Annotated in this window: 12 protein-coding genes, 1 pseudogene and 1 riboswitch; of the genes and pseudogenes, 12 read left to right on the top strand and 1 reads right to left on the bottom strand. The window is 65.8% G+C overall.

What is annotated here, in order from left to right:
* Positions 1 to 129 precede the first annotated feature (129 nt).
* The 12 genes and pseudogenes from AC066Y_RS31050 to AC066Y_RS30995 form a co-directional block, all read left to right on the top strand.
* A pseudogene (locus AC066Y_RS31050) lies at positions 130 to 459 on the top strand (TOBE domain-containing protein); the annotation flags it as partial.
* 86 nt (positions 460 to 545) lie between these two features.
* Positions 546 to 1319 carry an SDR family NAD(P)-dependent oxidoreductase gene (locus AC066Y_RS31045; protein WP_478277185.1) on the top strand — a complete coding sequence of 258 codons (774 nt, stop codon included), beginning with the start codon at positions 546 to 548 and terminating at the stop codon, positions 1317 to 1319.
* Between the two features lie 27 nt (positions 1320 to 1346).
* Complete coding sequence (locus AC066Y_RS31040) at positions 1347 to 2999, top strand: FGGY-family carbohydrate kinase (protein WP_478277184.1); 1653 nt, start codon at positions 1347 to 1349, stop codon at positions 2997 to 2999.
* A 9-nt stretch (positions 3000 to 3008) separates the two neighbouring features.
* Positions 3009 to 3947: a carbohydrate kinase family protein gene (locus AC066Y_RS31035; protein ID WP_478277183.1), complete on the top strand. Its 939-nt coding sequence runs from the start codon at positions 3009 to 3011 to the stop codon at positions 3945 to 3947.
* Positions 3948 to 4067: 120 nt separating this feature from the next.
* Positions 4068 to 5498, top strand: coding sequence for an amidase (locus tag AC066Y_RS31030; RefSeq protein WP_478277182.1), 1431 nt, complete (start codon positions 4068 to 4070; stop codon positions 5496 to 5498).
* Between the two features lie 76 nt (positions 5499 to 5574).
* Entirely contained in the window at positions 5575 to 6525 is a 951-nt protein-coding gene (locus AC066Y_RS31025) for an ABC transporter permease (RefSeq protein ID WP_478277181.1), read from the top strand.
* A complete protein-coding gene (locus AC066Y_RS31020; protein WP_478277180.1) occupies positions 6522 to 7415 on the top strand; it encodes an ABC transporter permease in 894 nt (297 codons plus the stop codon). The genes AC066Y_RS31025 and AC066Y_RS31020 overlap by 4 nt, the downstream gene beginning before the upstream one ends.
* A gap of 3 nt (positions 7416 to 7418) precedes the next feature.
* Complete coding sequence (locus tag AC066Y_RS31015; protein WP_478277179.1) at positions 7419 to 8423, top strand: ABC transporter ATP-binding protein; 1005 nt, start codon at positions 7419 to 7421, stop codon at positions 8421 to 8423.
* Positions 8420 to 9454 (top strand): ABC transporter ATP-binding protein, encoded by a 1035-nt coding sequence (locus AC066Y_RS31010; protein ID WP_478277178.1) that lies wholly within the window; start codon positions 8420 to 8422, stop codon positions 9452 to 9454. The genes AC066Y_RS31015 and AC066Y_RS31010 overlap by 4 nt, the downstream gene beginning before the upstream one ends.
* A gap of 56 nt (positions 9455 to 9510) precedes the next feature.
* Positions 9511 to 11001 (top strand): ABC transporter substrate-binding protein, encoded by a 1491-nt coding sequence (locus tag AC066Y_RS31005; RefSeq protein ID WP_478277177.1) that lies wholly within the window; start codon positions 9511 to 9513, stop codon positions 10999 to 11001.
* Between the two features lie 429 nt (positions 11002 to 11430).
* Entirely contained in the window at positions 11431 to 13140 is a 1710-nt protein-coding gene (locus AC066Y_RS31000) for an outer membrane protein assembly factor BamB family protein (protein ID WP_478277176.1), read from the top strand.
* A gap of 89 nt (positions 13141 to 13229) precedes the next feature.
* Positions 13230 to 13796, top strand: a complete 567-nt coding sequence (locus AC066Y_RS30995) for a c-type cytochrome (RefSeq protein WP_478277175.1) — start codon at positions 13230 to 13232, stop codon at positions 13794 to 13796.
* Positions 13797 to 13900: 104 nt separating this feature from the next.
* On the opposite strand, the gene AC066Y_RS30990 is transcribed toward AC066Y_RS30995, so the two are convergent.
* Positions 13901 to 15178 carry a serine hydroxymethyltransferase gene (locus tag AC066Y_RS30990; protein WP_478277174.1) on the bottom strand — a complete coding sequence of 426 codons (1278 nt, stop codon included), beginning with the start codon at positions 15176 to 15178 and terminating at the stop codon, positions 13901 to 13903.
* 34 nt (positions 15179 to 15212) lie between these two features.
* A riboswitch (ZMP/ZTP riboswitch) is annotated at positions 15213 to 15298 on the bottom strand.
* Positions 15299 to 15309: the final 11 nt, after the last annotated feature.

Here is a 15309-nt window from a genome sequence, read left to right as displayed (position 1 = left end):
CGTCCTCCAACGCGTTCACGAAGTCGGGTCGAAAAGCGGCGAAAAAGCCGAAGCGTTCGCGCGCGCCTTCACCCCGACCGGAAATGTTCCAGCTGCCCCGCCCGGCAATCATGAATAAGACGGGCTAACAACCTGTTCGTTGCAGGCTTCATCGGCTCGCCGAAGATGAATTTCGTCACCGGCGAGCTCGCAAAGCAGCAGGGCGCGACCACCATCGGGGTGCGGCCCGAGCATTTGAAGGTCGAGCGCGACGGGCAGGGCGGCTGGCAGGGGACGGTGGCGGTCGCCGAGCATCTCGGCAGCGACACCTTTCTCTATGTCGATGCTGCGGCGTTGGGAATGCTGACCGCGCGCTATGTCGGCGAGCTCGACCTGCATCCCGGCGATCGCGTGTCGCTGATCCCGGATCCGGCACGCATCCATCGTTTCGACGACAGCGGAAAATCGATCCACGGGTAAGGCATGGACGTCCTCCGCAGTTGACCTCGCTCTGGCCGGGGCGGCACGCCCGCGAAAATGCGGGCTCTAGGCAAAGGAAGAAGAAAATGTATCTCGAGAAATTCAGGCTCGGCGGCAAGACCGCCATCATCACCGGCGCCGGTCAGGGCATCGGGCTCGCCTGTGCCGAGGCGCTCGCGGAAGCCGGCGCCAAGGTCATCATCGGCGACCGCGACGCCAAGGTCGCCAATGACGCGCAGGCGACGCTGAAGGCCAAGGGCTTCGACGCCGATATCGCGCTGATGGACGTGACGGATTCCGGGCGCGTCTCGGCGGTAGCCGACGAACTGGTGCGCAAGTACGGCAAGGTCGACATCCTCGTCAACAATGCCGGCATCGCGCGCAGCGAGACGCCTGCCGAGACCGTGACCGACGAGCACTGGCTCAACGTCATCGACGTCAATCTGAACGGCACCTTCTGGTGCTGCCGCGCGTTCGGCAATCACATGCTGAAGGCGAAGTCCGGCACCATCGTCAATGTCGGCTCGATGTCCGGCTTCATCGTCAACAAGCCGCAGGAGCAGTGCTTCTACAATGCGTCCAAGGCCGCAGTGCATCATTTGACCAAATCGCTCGCCGCCGAATGGGGCGCGCGCGGGGTTCGCGTCAACGCCGTGGCGCCGACCTATATCGAGACCCCGCTGAACGCCTTCGTGAAGAACAGCCCCCGCATGTATGACGCCTGGATCGGTGGAACCCCGATGGCGCGGATGGGGCAGGTCGACGAGATCGCTTCCGTGGTGCTGTTCCTGGCCTCCGAGGCGGCGAGCCTGATGACCGGAAGCATCGTTCTGGTCGATGGCGGCTACACTTGCTGGTAGGATCGCGCCGGAAATAACGGAGCGGCCATGCGGCAAGCCTATATCGGGGTGGACGTCGGGAGCACCAGCGCCCGGGCGGAGGTATTCGACGAGGCCGGCAAGCTGTTGGGTTCGGCCCGGCATCCGATCCGGGTCTGGCACGAGCCCGGCGATATCGTCGAGCAATCCTCCGAGGACATCTGGGCCGCCTGCGTCGCCTCCGTGCGCAACGCGATGCGGGAGGCGGCGGTCGCGGCCGAGCAGGTCAAGGGCATCGGCTTTGATGCGACCTGCTCGCTGGTCGTGCTCGACAGAGCCGGCCGGCCGCTCACCGTCAGCCCGTCCGGCGATCCCGCGCGCAATGTCGTGGTCTGGATGGACCACCGCGCGATGGATGAGACCGAATTCGTCAACGCGACCGGTGATCGCGTGCTGCGCTATGTCGGCGGCGCCATCTCGCCGGAGATGGAGATCCCGAAGATCCTCTGGCTGAAGCGGCATCTGCCCGCGACCTTCGAGGCCGCCGGGCACTTCTTCGACCTCGCCGACTATCTTTCGTTCCGCGCCTCCGGCTCGCTGGCGCGCTCGACCTGTACGGTTACCTGCAAATGGACCTATGTCGCGGGCGAGGGCGGCTGGAGCGAATCGTTCCTGAAGCGGGTCGGGCTCGAGGCGCTCGCCGCCGATCGCTTTGCCCGCATCGGCACCGAGATCGTGCCGCCCGGCTCGCCGCTCGGCCGCGGTTTGTCGGAAGATGCCGCGCGCGATCTCGGCCTGGTGCCGGGAACCGCGGTCGGCGCCTCGCTGATCGATGCCCATGCCGGCGGCGTCGGCGCGATCGGCGGCCGTGACGGCTCGGGCGCCGACGTCGATGTCTGCCAGCGGCTCGCCTACATCATGGGAACGTCGGCCTGCATCATGGCGACGACGGTCGATCCTTGCTTCGTGCCCGGCGTCTGGGGCCCGTATTTCGAAGGCATGGTGCCGGGCTTCTGGCTGAACGAGGGCGGTCAATCCGCGGCAGGTGCCGCGATCGATCATCTGCTCAAATCGCATCCGGCGCATGCCGAGGTCTTGCTTGCCGCGAAGAATGACGGCGTCGATGTCATCGAGTACCTCGAAAAGCGCATCCTGGCGCGCAGCGGCAATGCCGGCGCGGCAGCACTGCTCGCGCGCAACGTTCACGTGTTGCCGGAATTCCTCGGCAACCGTTCGCCCTATGCCGATCCCGGCTCGCGCGCCGTGATCGCGGGGCTCGATCTCGACACCGATGTGTCGGCGCTGGAGCGGTTGTTCATCGCCGGCCTGTGCGGGCTGGCCTATGGGCTTGCCGACGTCATCGAGGCGCTGCAGGCCCACGGCGTCAGCGGCAAGACCATCGTGATCGGCGGCGGCGCGAGCCGCAGCCCTCTGGTGCGCCAGATCATGGCCGACACCACCGGCTACACGGTGGCGTTGCCGCAGACGCAAGAACCCGTCTTGCTCGGCGCTGCGATGCTGGGTGCGGTCGCCAGCGGTGCGCACAACTCGATCAATGCGGCGATGGCCGGTATGTCGGCGCTCGGGCGGTTGAGCGAGCCGACAAGGCCCGAGCTTGCCGATTTCCATCGCAACAAGCGCGGCGTGCACAAGATGCTGCGCCAGCTCGATCGCGACAGCCGCGAGGCGATGAAGCGGGCGCCCGGCGCGGCGCCGGGTTGAGGTGTTTGCATGCTGCTGAGTTGCGGAGATGCGCTGATCGATTTCCTGCCGTCGCGGACGGCGGATGGACGCGAGGCCCTGACGCCGGCGGTCGGCGGCTCCTGCCTCAACATCGCGATCGGTGCCGCCCGGCTCGATGTTCCCACCGGCTTTGTCGGTGGCATCTCGACCGACACCTTCGGCCGGATGATCGCTGATCACGCCGCGGCATCCGGCGTCGATCTCAGCCGCGCGACGCGCAGCGACCGCCAGGCCACGCTCGCCTTTGCGCGCGTCACCGGCACCGAGACGCAATACGCTTTCTATGACGCCGGCACGGCATCGCGGAACTGGGTCTATCGGCGTGAGGCGATCGCGCTTGACGGCGTCACGTGCCTGCACACCGGCTCGACCACGCTGGTCCATGACAAGGGCGCGGCCGAGACGCTGGCCTTCATCGAAGATGCGCGGGCGAAGGTGACGATCTCGCTCGATCCGAATTGCCGGCCGAACCTTGTCAAGGACAAGGATGCCTATCGCGCCCGCATGCTGGCGTTCTGTGGCAAGGCCGACGTCGTGAAGATGTCCGACGTCGACTTCGCCTATCTGTTCGGTGATGAGGCCTATGCTGCGCGGGCCGAGGCGCTGCTGTCCGGCGGGGCGTCGCTCGTCGTCATTACGCGCGGCAATGATGGCGCCTCTGCCTGGCATCGTGAGGCCGGATCGATCGAGGTCGCGTCGCCGGCCGTAAAGGTCGTGGATACGATCGGCGCCGGCGACAGTTTTCAGGCTGCGCTGCTCGCCGCATTGCATCGGCTGGATCGGATCGCGCGGCAGCGGCTCTGCGACATTTCCGCGGCCGAACTCACGCGCGCGCTGTCGTTTGCATGCAACTGCGCCGCCTTCACCTGCACGCGCGCCGGTGCCGATCCGCCGCGGAGCCGGGAGCTGCGCGCGGGCACCTGGTAGGCCATGCGCGATCGGCAGCCGCGCCGCGCGCCGCCATGCGCATGAGGCGATAGACTTGCGACATGCCGCACGGCACGATGCCCGGCGATCGACCATATCTGATGCGAGCGCTGTGTCCCAATGAGCGAAGATCTTTGCTTACTGCCTGCCGTTGAGCTTCGCGCGCGCATCGCGCGCAAGGAGGTCTCTCCCGTGGAGGTCACAACCGCGGTGCTCGCCCGCGCCGAGCGGCTGCAGCCCGAATTGAACTGCTTCATCGCGCTGTGCGCCGACGAGGCGATGGCGCAGGCGAAGGCTGCGGAACACCAGGTCATGGCCGGCGAGCCGCTCGGCCTGCTGCACGGCATTCCTTTCACCGTGAAGGACATCGTCAGCACCAGAGGCGTGCGCACGACCTTCGGCGCGGTCCCGTACCGGAACAACGTGCCCGATCATGACGCCGTGGCGGTGGCGCGGCTCCGTGCGCAGGGCGGAATATTGATCGGCAAGACCACGACGCCGGAGTTCGGCAGCAAGTGCCTGACCGACTCGCCGCTGTTCGGCCGCACCCGCAATGCGTGGAGTGCCGAGCGCTCCTGCGGCGGCTCCAGCGGCGGCGCGGCGGTGGCGGTCGCGAGCGGGATCGCGCCGTTGGCGGTTGCGACCGACGGTGGCGGCTCGACCCGGATTCCCGCCGCCTGCAACGGCGTGGTCGGGATCAAGCAGAGCAACGGCGTGATCCCGCACAGCCAGGTGCAGGACGCGTTCGGCAACCAGACCTATGTCACGCCGACCACCCGCACCGTCGCCGATACCGCGCTGATGATGCAGGCGATGGCCGGCGAGGATCCGTCAGATCCCTGGTCGATTGGCGTGCCGGTGCCGGATTATCTCGACCGTGCCGCGCCGCGCGGTGATCTCAGGGGGAGGCGGGTGCTGTTCTGCCTGTCGCCGCCGGGCCGCCCGGTGACATCAGACGTCGCCGCTGGCTTCAAGGCGAGCCTCGACCGGCTGGCCAGCCTCGGCGCCGAACTCGAGGAGTTTCCCGGCGACGGCTTCGACGTCGAGCCGATTTGGCGCGCCATCAATCACACCGTCTGGCGCACGCGCTTCGAGAAGCTCGCGGCCGATCATCCCGATGACCTCAGCCCGACCTTCCTGAAGCAGCTCGCGCTCGCCGCCGAGGTGAGCGGCGTCGCCTACCAGCAGGCGATGTTCGACCGCACCGCGCTGTTCCGCCGCGTGCAGTCGCTGCTTGCGCGCGGCGATCTGCTGGCGATGCCGACCCTGACCCGCACCGCATTGCCGATCGACCAGGATCTGTTCGGTACCATCGACATCGACGGCCAGAGCTTCGACAGCGTGCGGCCGCACTGGTTTCCCTGGACCATGCTGTTCAACATGACCGGCCATCCCGCGGTCAGCATCCCTTCCGGCTTCGGCCGCGATGGCCTGCCGATCGGCCTGCATCTGGTCGGCCGCTTCCGGGCCGATGCCGACCTGCTGCGCGTTGCGGCGCTGTTCGAAGAGGCGAGCGATCTGCTCGGCCGCTGGCCGGCGCTGAAATCATGAATGACGCGGCGAAGGGCTTGCATTCGTTCGCGAACATGTTGAAACCTGCGGCCTGTTCCTTACCCTTCGGGCGGGCATGAGCGTATTCTTCCTGCGGCGGATCCTGACCCTGGTGGCGACACTGTTCGCGGCCTCGCTGATCATTTTCCTGGTGCTCGACGCGCTGCCGGGCAATGCCGCGCAGATGCTGATGGGCGCCGACGCCTCGCCCGATGCGGTGCGCGCGCTCACCGTCAAGCTCGGGCTCGACCAGCCGCTCACGGTTCGCTACTTGCTCTGGATCAAGGGCATGGCGGTCGGCGATCTCGGCAACAGCTATGTCTATGGCACGCCGGTGGCCGGCCTGATCGCGGAGCGGCTGGTGCTGACGATCCCGCTCGCGATCATGTCGATGCTGATCACGGTGGTGCTGGCGCTCGCCGCCGGCATCTACACCGCGGCCAACCACAACAGGATCGGCGATGTCGGCGTGATGTCGCTGACCCAGATCGGCATCGCGCTGCCGAATTTCTGGTTCGCGATCCTCCTGATCCTGCTGTTCTCGGTGAAGCTGCAATTGCTGTCCGCCGGTGGATTTGCCGGCTGGGATGACGGCATCTGGCTCGGGATCCGCTCGCTGCTGCTGCCCGCGATCTCGCTTGCCGTGGTGCAGGCCGCGATCCTCGCCCGCGTCACCCGCTCCGCGGTGCTGGAGGTGCTGCGCGAGGATTTCGTGCGCACCGCGCGCGCCAAGGGGCTCGGCAAGCGCGAGGTGCTGTGGCGCCATGTGCTGCGCAACGCCATGATCCCGGTCATGACTGTCATGGGCCTGCAATTCGCCAATCTGCTGGCCGGTACCATCGTGATCGAGAACGTGTTCTATCTGCCGGGCCTCGGCCGGCTGATCTTCCAGTCGATCGCCAACCGCGACCTGATCGTGGTGCGCAACTGCGTGATGCTGCTGGCTGCGATGGTCGTGACAGTCAATTTCGTGGTCGATGTGCTCTATGCCTTCATCGATCCGCGCATCAAGGTCGCCAATCTGTGAGCGCGCCGCTGACCACATCCGCCACAGCGGCGATCGCACAGGGGGCGAGGCCTGTGACCGGCTTCTGGCGCCGCGCGCTGCGCCATCGCAGCTTCGTGCTTGGTGCGGTGCTCAGCCTGCTTGTGCTCGGCGCGGCGCTGCTGTCGCTGGTCTGGACGCCGTGGTCGGCCTATGACATCGACGTCGCCTCGAAGCTGCACCCGCCGTCGGCGGCGCACTGGCTCGGCACCGACGTGCTCGGCCGCGACATCGTCTCGCTGCTGCTGGTCGGCGCGCGCTCCACCATCATGGTCGGCGTCATCGCCGTCGGCATCGGCCTGACCTTCGGCGTTGGCCTCGGTCTGATCGCGGCTGCCCGCAAGGGCTGGACCGAGGAGCTCATCATGCGGATGAGCGACTTCACCTTCGCTTTCCCCGCCGTGCTGTCGGCCATCATGCTGGCCGCCGTCGCGGGCCCCGGCATGGTGACCTCGATCACCGCGATCGGCATCTTCCAGATCCCGGCCTTCGTCCGCGTCACTCGCGGCTCGGCCAATGCGATCTGGGCCCGCGAATTCGTGCTGGCCGCGCGCGCCGCGGGCAAGGGCTCCTTCCGCATCACGATCGAGCACGTGCTGCCGAACATCCTGTCGATCCTGATCGTGCAGGCGACGATCCAGTTCGCGCTCGCGATCCTCGCCGAGGCCGCGCTGTCCTATCTCGGGCTCGGCACCCAGCCGCCGCAGCCGTCCTGGGGCCGCATGCTCAATGATGCGCAGACGCTGCTGTTCCAGTCGCCGATGCTCGCGGTCTATCCAGGAGTCGCGATCGCGATCGCGGTACTCGGGCTCAATTTGCTCGGTGACGGGTTGCGCGATCTGCTCGATCCCCGTCTGGCGCGGGAGCGTTGAGCAATGGCTGACACAGGTGCGCCGTTGATCGAGGTGAGGGACCTGGGTGTCCGGCTCAACACCAGCCGCGGCCCGGCGCAGGCCGTCCGCGGCGTCAGCTTTGCGCTTCGGCGCGGCGAGACGCTCGGGCTGGTCGGCGAGTCCGGTTGCGGCAAGTCGGTCACGGCGCTGGCCCTGATGGGGCTCTTGCCCGACAGCGCAGTGATCAGCGGCAGCATCCGGCTCGAAGGCGCGGAGCTCGTCGGCCTGCCCGACGCGGCCTATTGCAAGCTGCGCGGCAACCGCATCAGCATGATCTTCCAGGAGCCGATGACCGCGCTCAATCCGATGCACACGATCGGCCACCAGGTCGCCGAGCCGCTGCGGCGTCACACCGGTGTCTCGGCAACCGAAGCGCGGCTGGAAGCCATTGCCTTGCTCGATCGCGTCGGGCTACCCGATGCGGCGAAGCGGGTCGATGCCTATCCGCACCAGTTTTCCGGTGGCCAGCGCCAGCGCATCACGATCGCGATGGCGCTGGCCTGCCAGCCCGATGTGCTGATCGCCGACGAGCCGACCACGGCCCTCGACGTCACGATCCAGGGCCAGATCCTCGATCTGATCGCCGATCTCGTCGCGGAGCGCGGCATGTCGATGATCCTGATCTCGCACGATCTCGGCGTGATCGCCGAGAATGTCGAGCGCATGATGGTGATGTATGGCGGCACCGTGGTCGAAAGCGGCGCCACGGATGCCGTGTTCACCCGGATGGGCCATCCCTATACGCAGGGCCTGTTCCGCGCCCGCCCGCGGCTTGGCGCGCGCAAGGGGACGCGGCTCACGACCATCGCCGGCACCGTGCCGGAACTGGCTGACCTGCCCGCGGGATGCACCTTCGCCGATCGTTGCGCGATCGTGGAAGGACGTTGCCGCGCGGCGCCGCCGGCTGTCGTCGACGTCGGCGGAAGCCATGGCGTGCGCTGCATCAGGACGGACGTCTCGATGGCGGCCGGGGGCATCGGCGCATGACCGTGCTCGATCAGCCCCGGTCCGCGTCCGCGACGCCGCTGCTCGAGGTGACGGATCTCGCGCAACGCTACACGCTGCCGCGTGAAAGCCTGTTCAAGCCGGCGGCGCAGGTGCACGCGCTCAACGGCGTCACGGCTCGGGTCATGCCGGGCAAGAGCCTCGGCGTCGTCGGCGAGTCCGGGTCGGGTAAATCGACCCTTGCGCGGCTGGTGATGGCGCTGGAGCGTCCGACATCGGGCACGGTGTGTTTGCTGGGCCGCGACCTCAACCGGATGCCACCGAACGAGCTACGCCACGCGCGCCGCGATTTCCAGATGGTGTTCCAGGATCCCTACGGATCGCTCGATCCGCGGCAGACCATCGTGCGCATCGTGGCCGAGCCGCTGACTGCGCTCGGGCGGATCGATCGCGGCAGCCTGCGCGAGCGTGTCGCCAAGGTGCTGCGGCAGGTCGGACTGCGCGATGCCGACATGGACAAGTTTCCGCACGAATTCTCCGGCGGCCAGCGCCAGCGCATCGCGATCGCGCGCGCGCTGATCACCCAGCCGAAGCTGATCGTCGCCGATGAGCCGGTCTCGGCGCTCGACGTCTCGGTGCAGGCGCAGGTGCTCAATTTGATGCAGGATCTGCAGGACGAGTTCGGTCTGAGCTACATCCTGATCAGCCATGACCTCGCCGTCGTCGATCTGCTCTGCGACGAGATCGCGGTGATGTATCTCGGGCGGATCGTCGAGCAGGGGCGGCCCGCCGATCTGTTCGCCGACAGCGCCCATCCCTATACGCGCGCGCTGCTGGACGCGGTTCCGCGCGCCCGGGCAGGTCGCGTCCAACGGCGCCGCGGCGCGCAGGCGATCGGTTCGCAGGCCTCGGCTGCGGCCGGTTGTCCTTACGCGCCGCGCTGTCCCCTGGCCGACCAGCATTGTCGCGAGGCCGCGCCTGCGCTACGCAACGTCGGAGACGCCCATCTGGCGGCCTGCCATTACGCCGAAGCCGTGATGGCGCTGCCGCCGGTGGTCGCGGAGGCCGGTTAGTCTATTGTGCGGGACCAGCCCAGGCTGATGAAAGAGCACGTCCGGGGAGCAGACCAATGTTGAGGAAATTGTGCGTCATCGCGGCCGCTGCCGCACTCGCCGCAGCGCCGCTGCCGAGCCTCGCGCAGGGCAAGAAGGACAGCGTCGTGATGGGCATGACGCTGGAGCCGCCGGGACTCGATCCCACCAACGCGGCGGCCGCGGCGATCGCCGAAGTCACGCTCTACAACGTCTATGAGACGCTGACCAAGATCAACGAGGACGGCTCGGTGTCGCCGCTGCTCGCCGAGAGCTGGCAGGCCTCGCCCGATCTCAAGACCTACACCTTCAAGCTCCGCAAGGGCGTCAAATTCCACAACGGCGAGCCGTTCGATTCCGCGGCGGTCAAGTTCACGTTCGACCGCGCCGCGGCGCCGACCTCGACCAACAAGGACAGGAGCCTGTACCAGGCCTTCGCGTCGGTGACGGCGCCGGACCCGGAGACGATCGTTGTCGCGCTGAAGTATTCCGAGCCGAACCTGCCGTTCCTGCTCGGCCAGGCGTCGGGCTCGATCGTCGAGCCGAAGAGCGCGCCGACCGACGCGACGCAGCCGGTCGGCACCGGACCCTACACGCTCGGGAGCTGGGCGAAGGGTTCGTCGATCACGCTGGTCAAATGGCCGGAGTATCGCAACGCCGCCGCGATCAAGCTCGCCAAGGTGACGATCCGCTTCATCGGCGATCCCGCCGCGCAGGTCGCGGCGCTGCTGTCGGGTGACGTCGACGCCTTTCCGCGGGTTGCGGCGGCGCGCAGCCTGGCGCAGTTCAAGGCCGATCCGCGCTTCAATGTGCTGATCGGCGGCTCGCGAACCAAAACCATCGTCGGCATCAACGAGCGCAAGAAGCCACTCGACGACGTCCGCGTTCGCCGCGCCATCCTGGCCGCGATCGACCGCAAGGCGATGATCGACGGTGCGGTCGACGGCTTCGGCACGCCGATCGGCAGCTTCTACACGCCGGGATCGCTCGGCTATGTCGATACCACCGGCATCAATCCCTACGATCCCGAACTGGCCAAGAAGCTGCTGGCCGAGGCCGGCGTCAAGACGCCGCTCGAGCTCAGCCTCAAGCTGCCGCCGCCGTCCTACGCGCGGCAGGGCGGCGAGGTGCTTGCGGCCCAGCTCGCCAAGGTCGGCATTGTCGCCAAGATCGAGAACGTGGAATGGGCGCAGTGGCTGTCGCAGGTCTTCACCGGCCCGCACAATTACGACCTCACCATCGTCGCGCATGTCGAGCCGTTCGACCTCGTGAAGTTGACCGAGCCGGACTACTATCTCGGCTACAAATCCGAGGCGTTCAACGCGCTCTATCAGCAGATCATGGCGACGCCTGACGAACCCGGCCGGGCCAAGCTGCTCGGCGACGCGCAGCGCATGCTGGCAACCGATGCGGTCGCCGGCTTCCTGTTCCAGCCGCAATTGATCACGATCGCCAGCAAGAAGCTGAAGGGCGTGTGGAAGGACGTACCGCAGTTCGAGAATGATTTCTCGACCTGGGCTTGGGAGTAATCCGGGAGCAGGCGATCGCGCCGGCTGACATCAATGGCGTCAGCCGGCGCCGCACCTCGCGCGACGCCGTCGCTTGACGCTTAGTCTCATTTTGCGTGCTGCGCTTGCGAAGGCGAATGTGTCCGGCCATACGCGAAGGCGCCGGAAGCCACCGATATTGCTCAGGTTGATGCAAGCCCGCGCTCGCAGCACTACGGGCGCGCGAACGCATGCTGTTGCGGTTTCGCATTGAGCGCATCGGTTGTCTTTGTGAAGGACAGCGCTAACATGGAACCCGTCCATCGATACCTGTCGTTGTCTTTTTTGATCACCTATTGCAGCGCAACCAAGGGCCACCGACGGTGTGCGCTCGCTATGGCGGCCAGGCCTCGAAGGGGAAGTAGCAAACATCATCCCTGATACTGCAACCAAGAAATAACGGGGGAGACCATGTACGTGAAAGGGCTTGCGGCATTCGCCGCAGCGGTCGGCGTTGGCCTGTTGTCCGGTGCTGCCACCGCACAAGAAGTCAAGCAAGAGAAGCAGTCGGTCCTGGGTAATGCCAATGTGCCTCCGGTGACCCAGGAGCAGCTCAACGCCGCCGACAAGAATGCCAAGGACTTCCTGCTCACCAACGGAAATTACGCCCAGACGCGGCTTTATCCGGGCAAGCAGATCAGCCGGGACAATGTGAAGAACCTGCACGTCGCCTGGATTTTCCAGACCGACGTCAAGGAGTCGCTCGAGACATCGCCGATCGTCGTCGACGGCGTGATGTATGTCACGACGTCGTTCAGCCATGTCTATGCGCTCGACGCCAAGACCGGCCAGCAGCTCTGGCACTATGCCCACAAAATGGGCCCGATCACCGTCTATTGCTGCGGTCCCAACAATCGCGGCGTCCAGGTGCTGGGCGACCGGGTCTATCTGGCGACGCTGGATTCCAAGCTGATGGCGCTGAACGCCAAGACCGGCGAGGTGGTCTGGACCACCAACATCGCCGATCCCGAGCTCGGCTACAGCGAGACGATGGCGCCGACCGTGGTCAAGGACAAGGTGCTGATCGGCACCAATGGCGGCGAATACGGCATCCGCGGCTTCGTGCGCGCCTATGACGCCAAGACCGGCAAGCAGCTCTGGAATTTCAACACCATTCCGGAGAACTCCGTCGGCGTCTGGGCGACCAAGGACGCCACCGGCCGCGACATGCATCGCAATATCCAGGCCGAGAAGGACATGCTCGCCAAGATCGGCGATCCCTATGCCAAGCTCGGCGGCGGCGTGTGGCAGAACCCGTCGGTCGATCTCGCGACCAACCGGATCTACTTCGTCGTCGGCAATCCGTCGCCCGACCTCGACGGTTCGAACCGGCCTGGCGACAACCTCTACACCAACTCGCTGGTTGCGCTCGATCTCGACACCGGCAAGTATGTCTGCCACTTCCAGTACATCGCCCATGACGTCTGGGATCTCGACGCGGTCAGCCCCACGGTGCTGGTCAACGTCAAGGACAAGGAGGGCAAGACCATTCCCGGCGTCATTCATGCCGGCAAGACCGGGCACATCTATGTGCACGATCGCAAGGACTGCAGCCTGATCCGCTTCTCCGAGGCGATGGTGCCGCAGGAGAACATGTGGGTGCTCCCGACCAAGGAAGGCGCGCGCATGCTGCCCGGCGCCAATGGCGGCGTCGAATGGTCGCCGATCGCGACCGACCCGGGACAGGAGCTGGCCTACGCCATCAACCTGCACCAGCCGATGACCTACCACGTCGAGAGTTCGGCCTATCCGAACGGCAAGCTGTGGCTGGGCGGCGCCTTCAAGGTGATCCCGAGCGAGAAGCAGTCGGGCAACATCACCGCGGTGAACTACAACACCGGCAAGATCAAATGGCAGGTCAAGACGCCCGAACCGATGATCGGCGGCATCCTCGCCACGGCCGGCGGCCTGGTGTTCACCGGCGAAGGCAACGGCAAGTTCGCGGCCTATAATTCGTCGAGCGGCAAGGAGCTGTGGAGCTTCCGCGCCGGCGCCGGCGTCAACGCGCCGCCGTCGAGCTACATGATCGGCGGCAAACAATATGTCGTGGTCGGCGCGGGTGGTAACACCCAGCTCGATTACAAGCGTGGCAACAACATCATCGCCTTCACGCTCGACTGAGCCAGGACGGGATGCATCATCGCGCGTGCAAGCATTGACGGCGAGGCGGGACCGGTCCGGTCCCGCCTCTGTTTTCTTCGGATGAGCCAATGTTCGGTAAATTGATGATGTGCAGCGCCGCGCTGCTGCTGATTGCGGGGCAAGCGCGCGCGGAGACGATCGAGGAGAAGGTGCAGGTCTGCACCGGTTGCCACGGCGAGGACGGCAAGCCCGTCGACAAGACCATTCCGACGATCTGGGGCCAGCAGGCCGGCTATCTCTATATCCAGCTCCGCGATTTCAAGCGCGGCGATCGCAAGAGCGAGATCATGCAGCCGATCGCGACGCAATTCGAGCGCGACGACATGCTGGCGATCGCGGAATATTTTTCGCAGAAGCCATGGCCGAATCTCGGCCAGCCCAGCGCGCCCAAGGACGTCGCAGCGAAGGCGCTCAGCGCCAGCGCTTCGGTCGGTTGCCCGGCCTGCCATCTCGATCGCTTCCAGGGCGACGGCACGGTGCCGCGGCTTGCCGGGATGGGACGCGACTACCTCGCGAAAACCATCGCCGATTTCCGCACCCGCGCGCGCGGCAACAATCCCGGCATGTCCGACCTGATGCTGGCGACGTCGCCCGACGACCTTGCCGCCCTGGTGGACTATCTGGCGGGGCTGTAGCGGGCAGGGCTGTCGCATATGCGTCTTTGGCGATCGAGGGTGGGCGCCGTGCCCGACCCCGTTCTGCATATCTGCGCGTCAAGTTCCGGTTGCCGTACAACCGATCAGTTCGGTCGAGACCTGGACACCACGCCTGGAACAGGAAAGGCCCGGCACATCTCGATGCACTCCGACCTGAGACGCGCGACGACCGCATCGTCTCCGTTCGGCTGCAGAGCCGTCGCAATGAACTCGCCGATACGGCGCATTTCGGGGTCTCCCATGCCACGCGTGGTCGCCGCCGGTGTCCCAAGGCGGATACCGCTTGGCCTGAGCGGCGGGCGCGGATCGTCTGGAATAACCTGCTTGTTTGTGGTGATGGCGATGGCATCGAGCACGTCCTCGGCCGCTCGCCCGTCCAATCCGACGGACGCTATTGTATCGCCGACCATCATGTGATTGTCCGTCCCGTCCGTGACCAGCTTCATCCCGCGTTCCATCAGCGCGCCGGCAAGAACCTTCGCGTTGTGCAGAACCTGCCGCGCGTAAACCTGGAAATCCGAGGTGGCCGCCTTCTTGAGCGTCACGGCAATCCCGGCCACGACGTTCATGTGAGGTCCGCCCTGCAAACCCGGAAAGACGGAAGCATCGATCCGACCGGCATTTTCCTTCCGGCACAGGATGATCCCGCCGCGGGGGCCGCGCAGTGTCTTGTGGGATGTCGTCGTCATGACGTCGAAGCCGGCATCAAGCGGATTGCGCATGACATTCGCGGCAACCAATCCGCCATAGTGGCTCACGTCAGCCATCGTGAGCGCGCCAACTTCGTCGGCGATACTCTTGAATGCCGCATAGTCCAGGTCGCGCGGATAGGAGCTGTAGCCGCACAACACCATCTTCGGACGCGCTTCACGCGCAATCGCGCGCAATTCATCGAAATCGATCGCGCCGTTTGACGGGGCCGTCTTGTAGCGAACGAAATTGAACAAGCGCCCCATGTGGGACACCGGCGCGCCGTGGGTGAGATGACCGCCGTGGGACAGGTCCATGGCGAGAATCGTGTCGCCGGGCTGCAATAGGCCGAGATAGACGGCCTGATTCATCGGTGATCCGGAAAGCGGCTGAACGTTGGCGTGCTCGGCACGAAAAAGCGAGCAGGCCCGCTGGCGTGCGAGGTTCTCGATGCTGTCGGTATACTGCTGGCCGCCGTAGTATCTGCGTCCCGGATATCCCTCGGAGTATTTGTTGGTGAAGACCGATCCGAGCAGCTCAAGCACCTCCGGGTACGTGTAATTCTCGGACGGAATCAGTTCGACACCGTCCTGTTGACGGCGCTCTTCCCCTCTAAGGGCGGCAGCGATCTCTTGATCGTTGATGAACAGTTCGTTGTAAAATGACGGCATGCTCGGGCTCCTCAACACGCTGTTTTTCCAGCAGATTGGTTGCCCAGGCGATCGGCGTTGGAACCCTTCGCGCTTCCCCGTGGTCGATTCCACGTTAGCTCGCCAGTCGCGCGGTAGGACGAATGAGCACG

The sequence above is a fragment of the Bradyrhizobium sp. USDA3010 genome (genome assembly GCF_056429065.1).
Note: the sequence above shows the minus strand (reverse complement) of the source record. Positions and strands in the feature narration are given on the sequence as shown.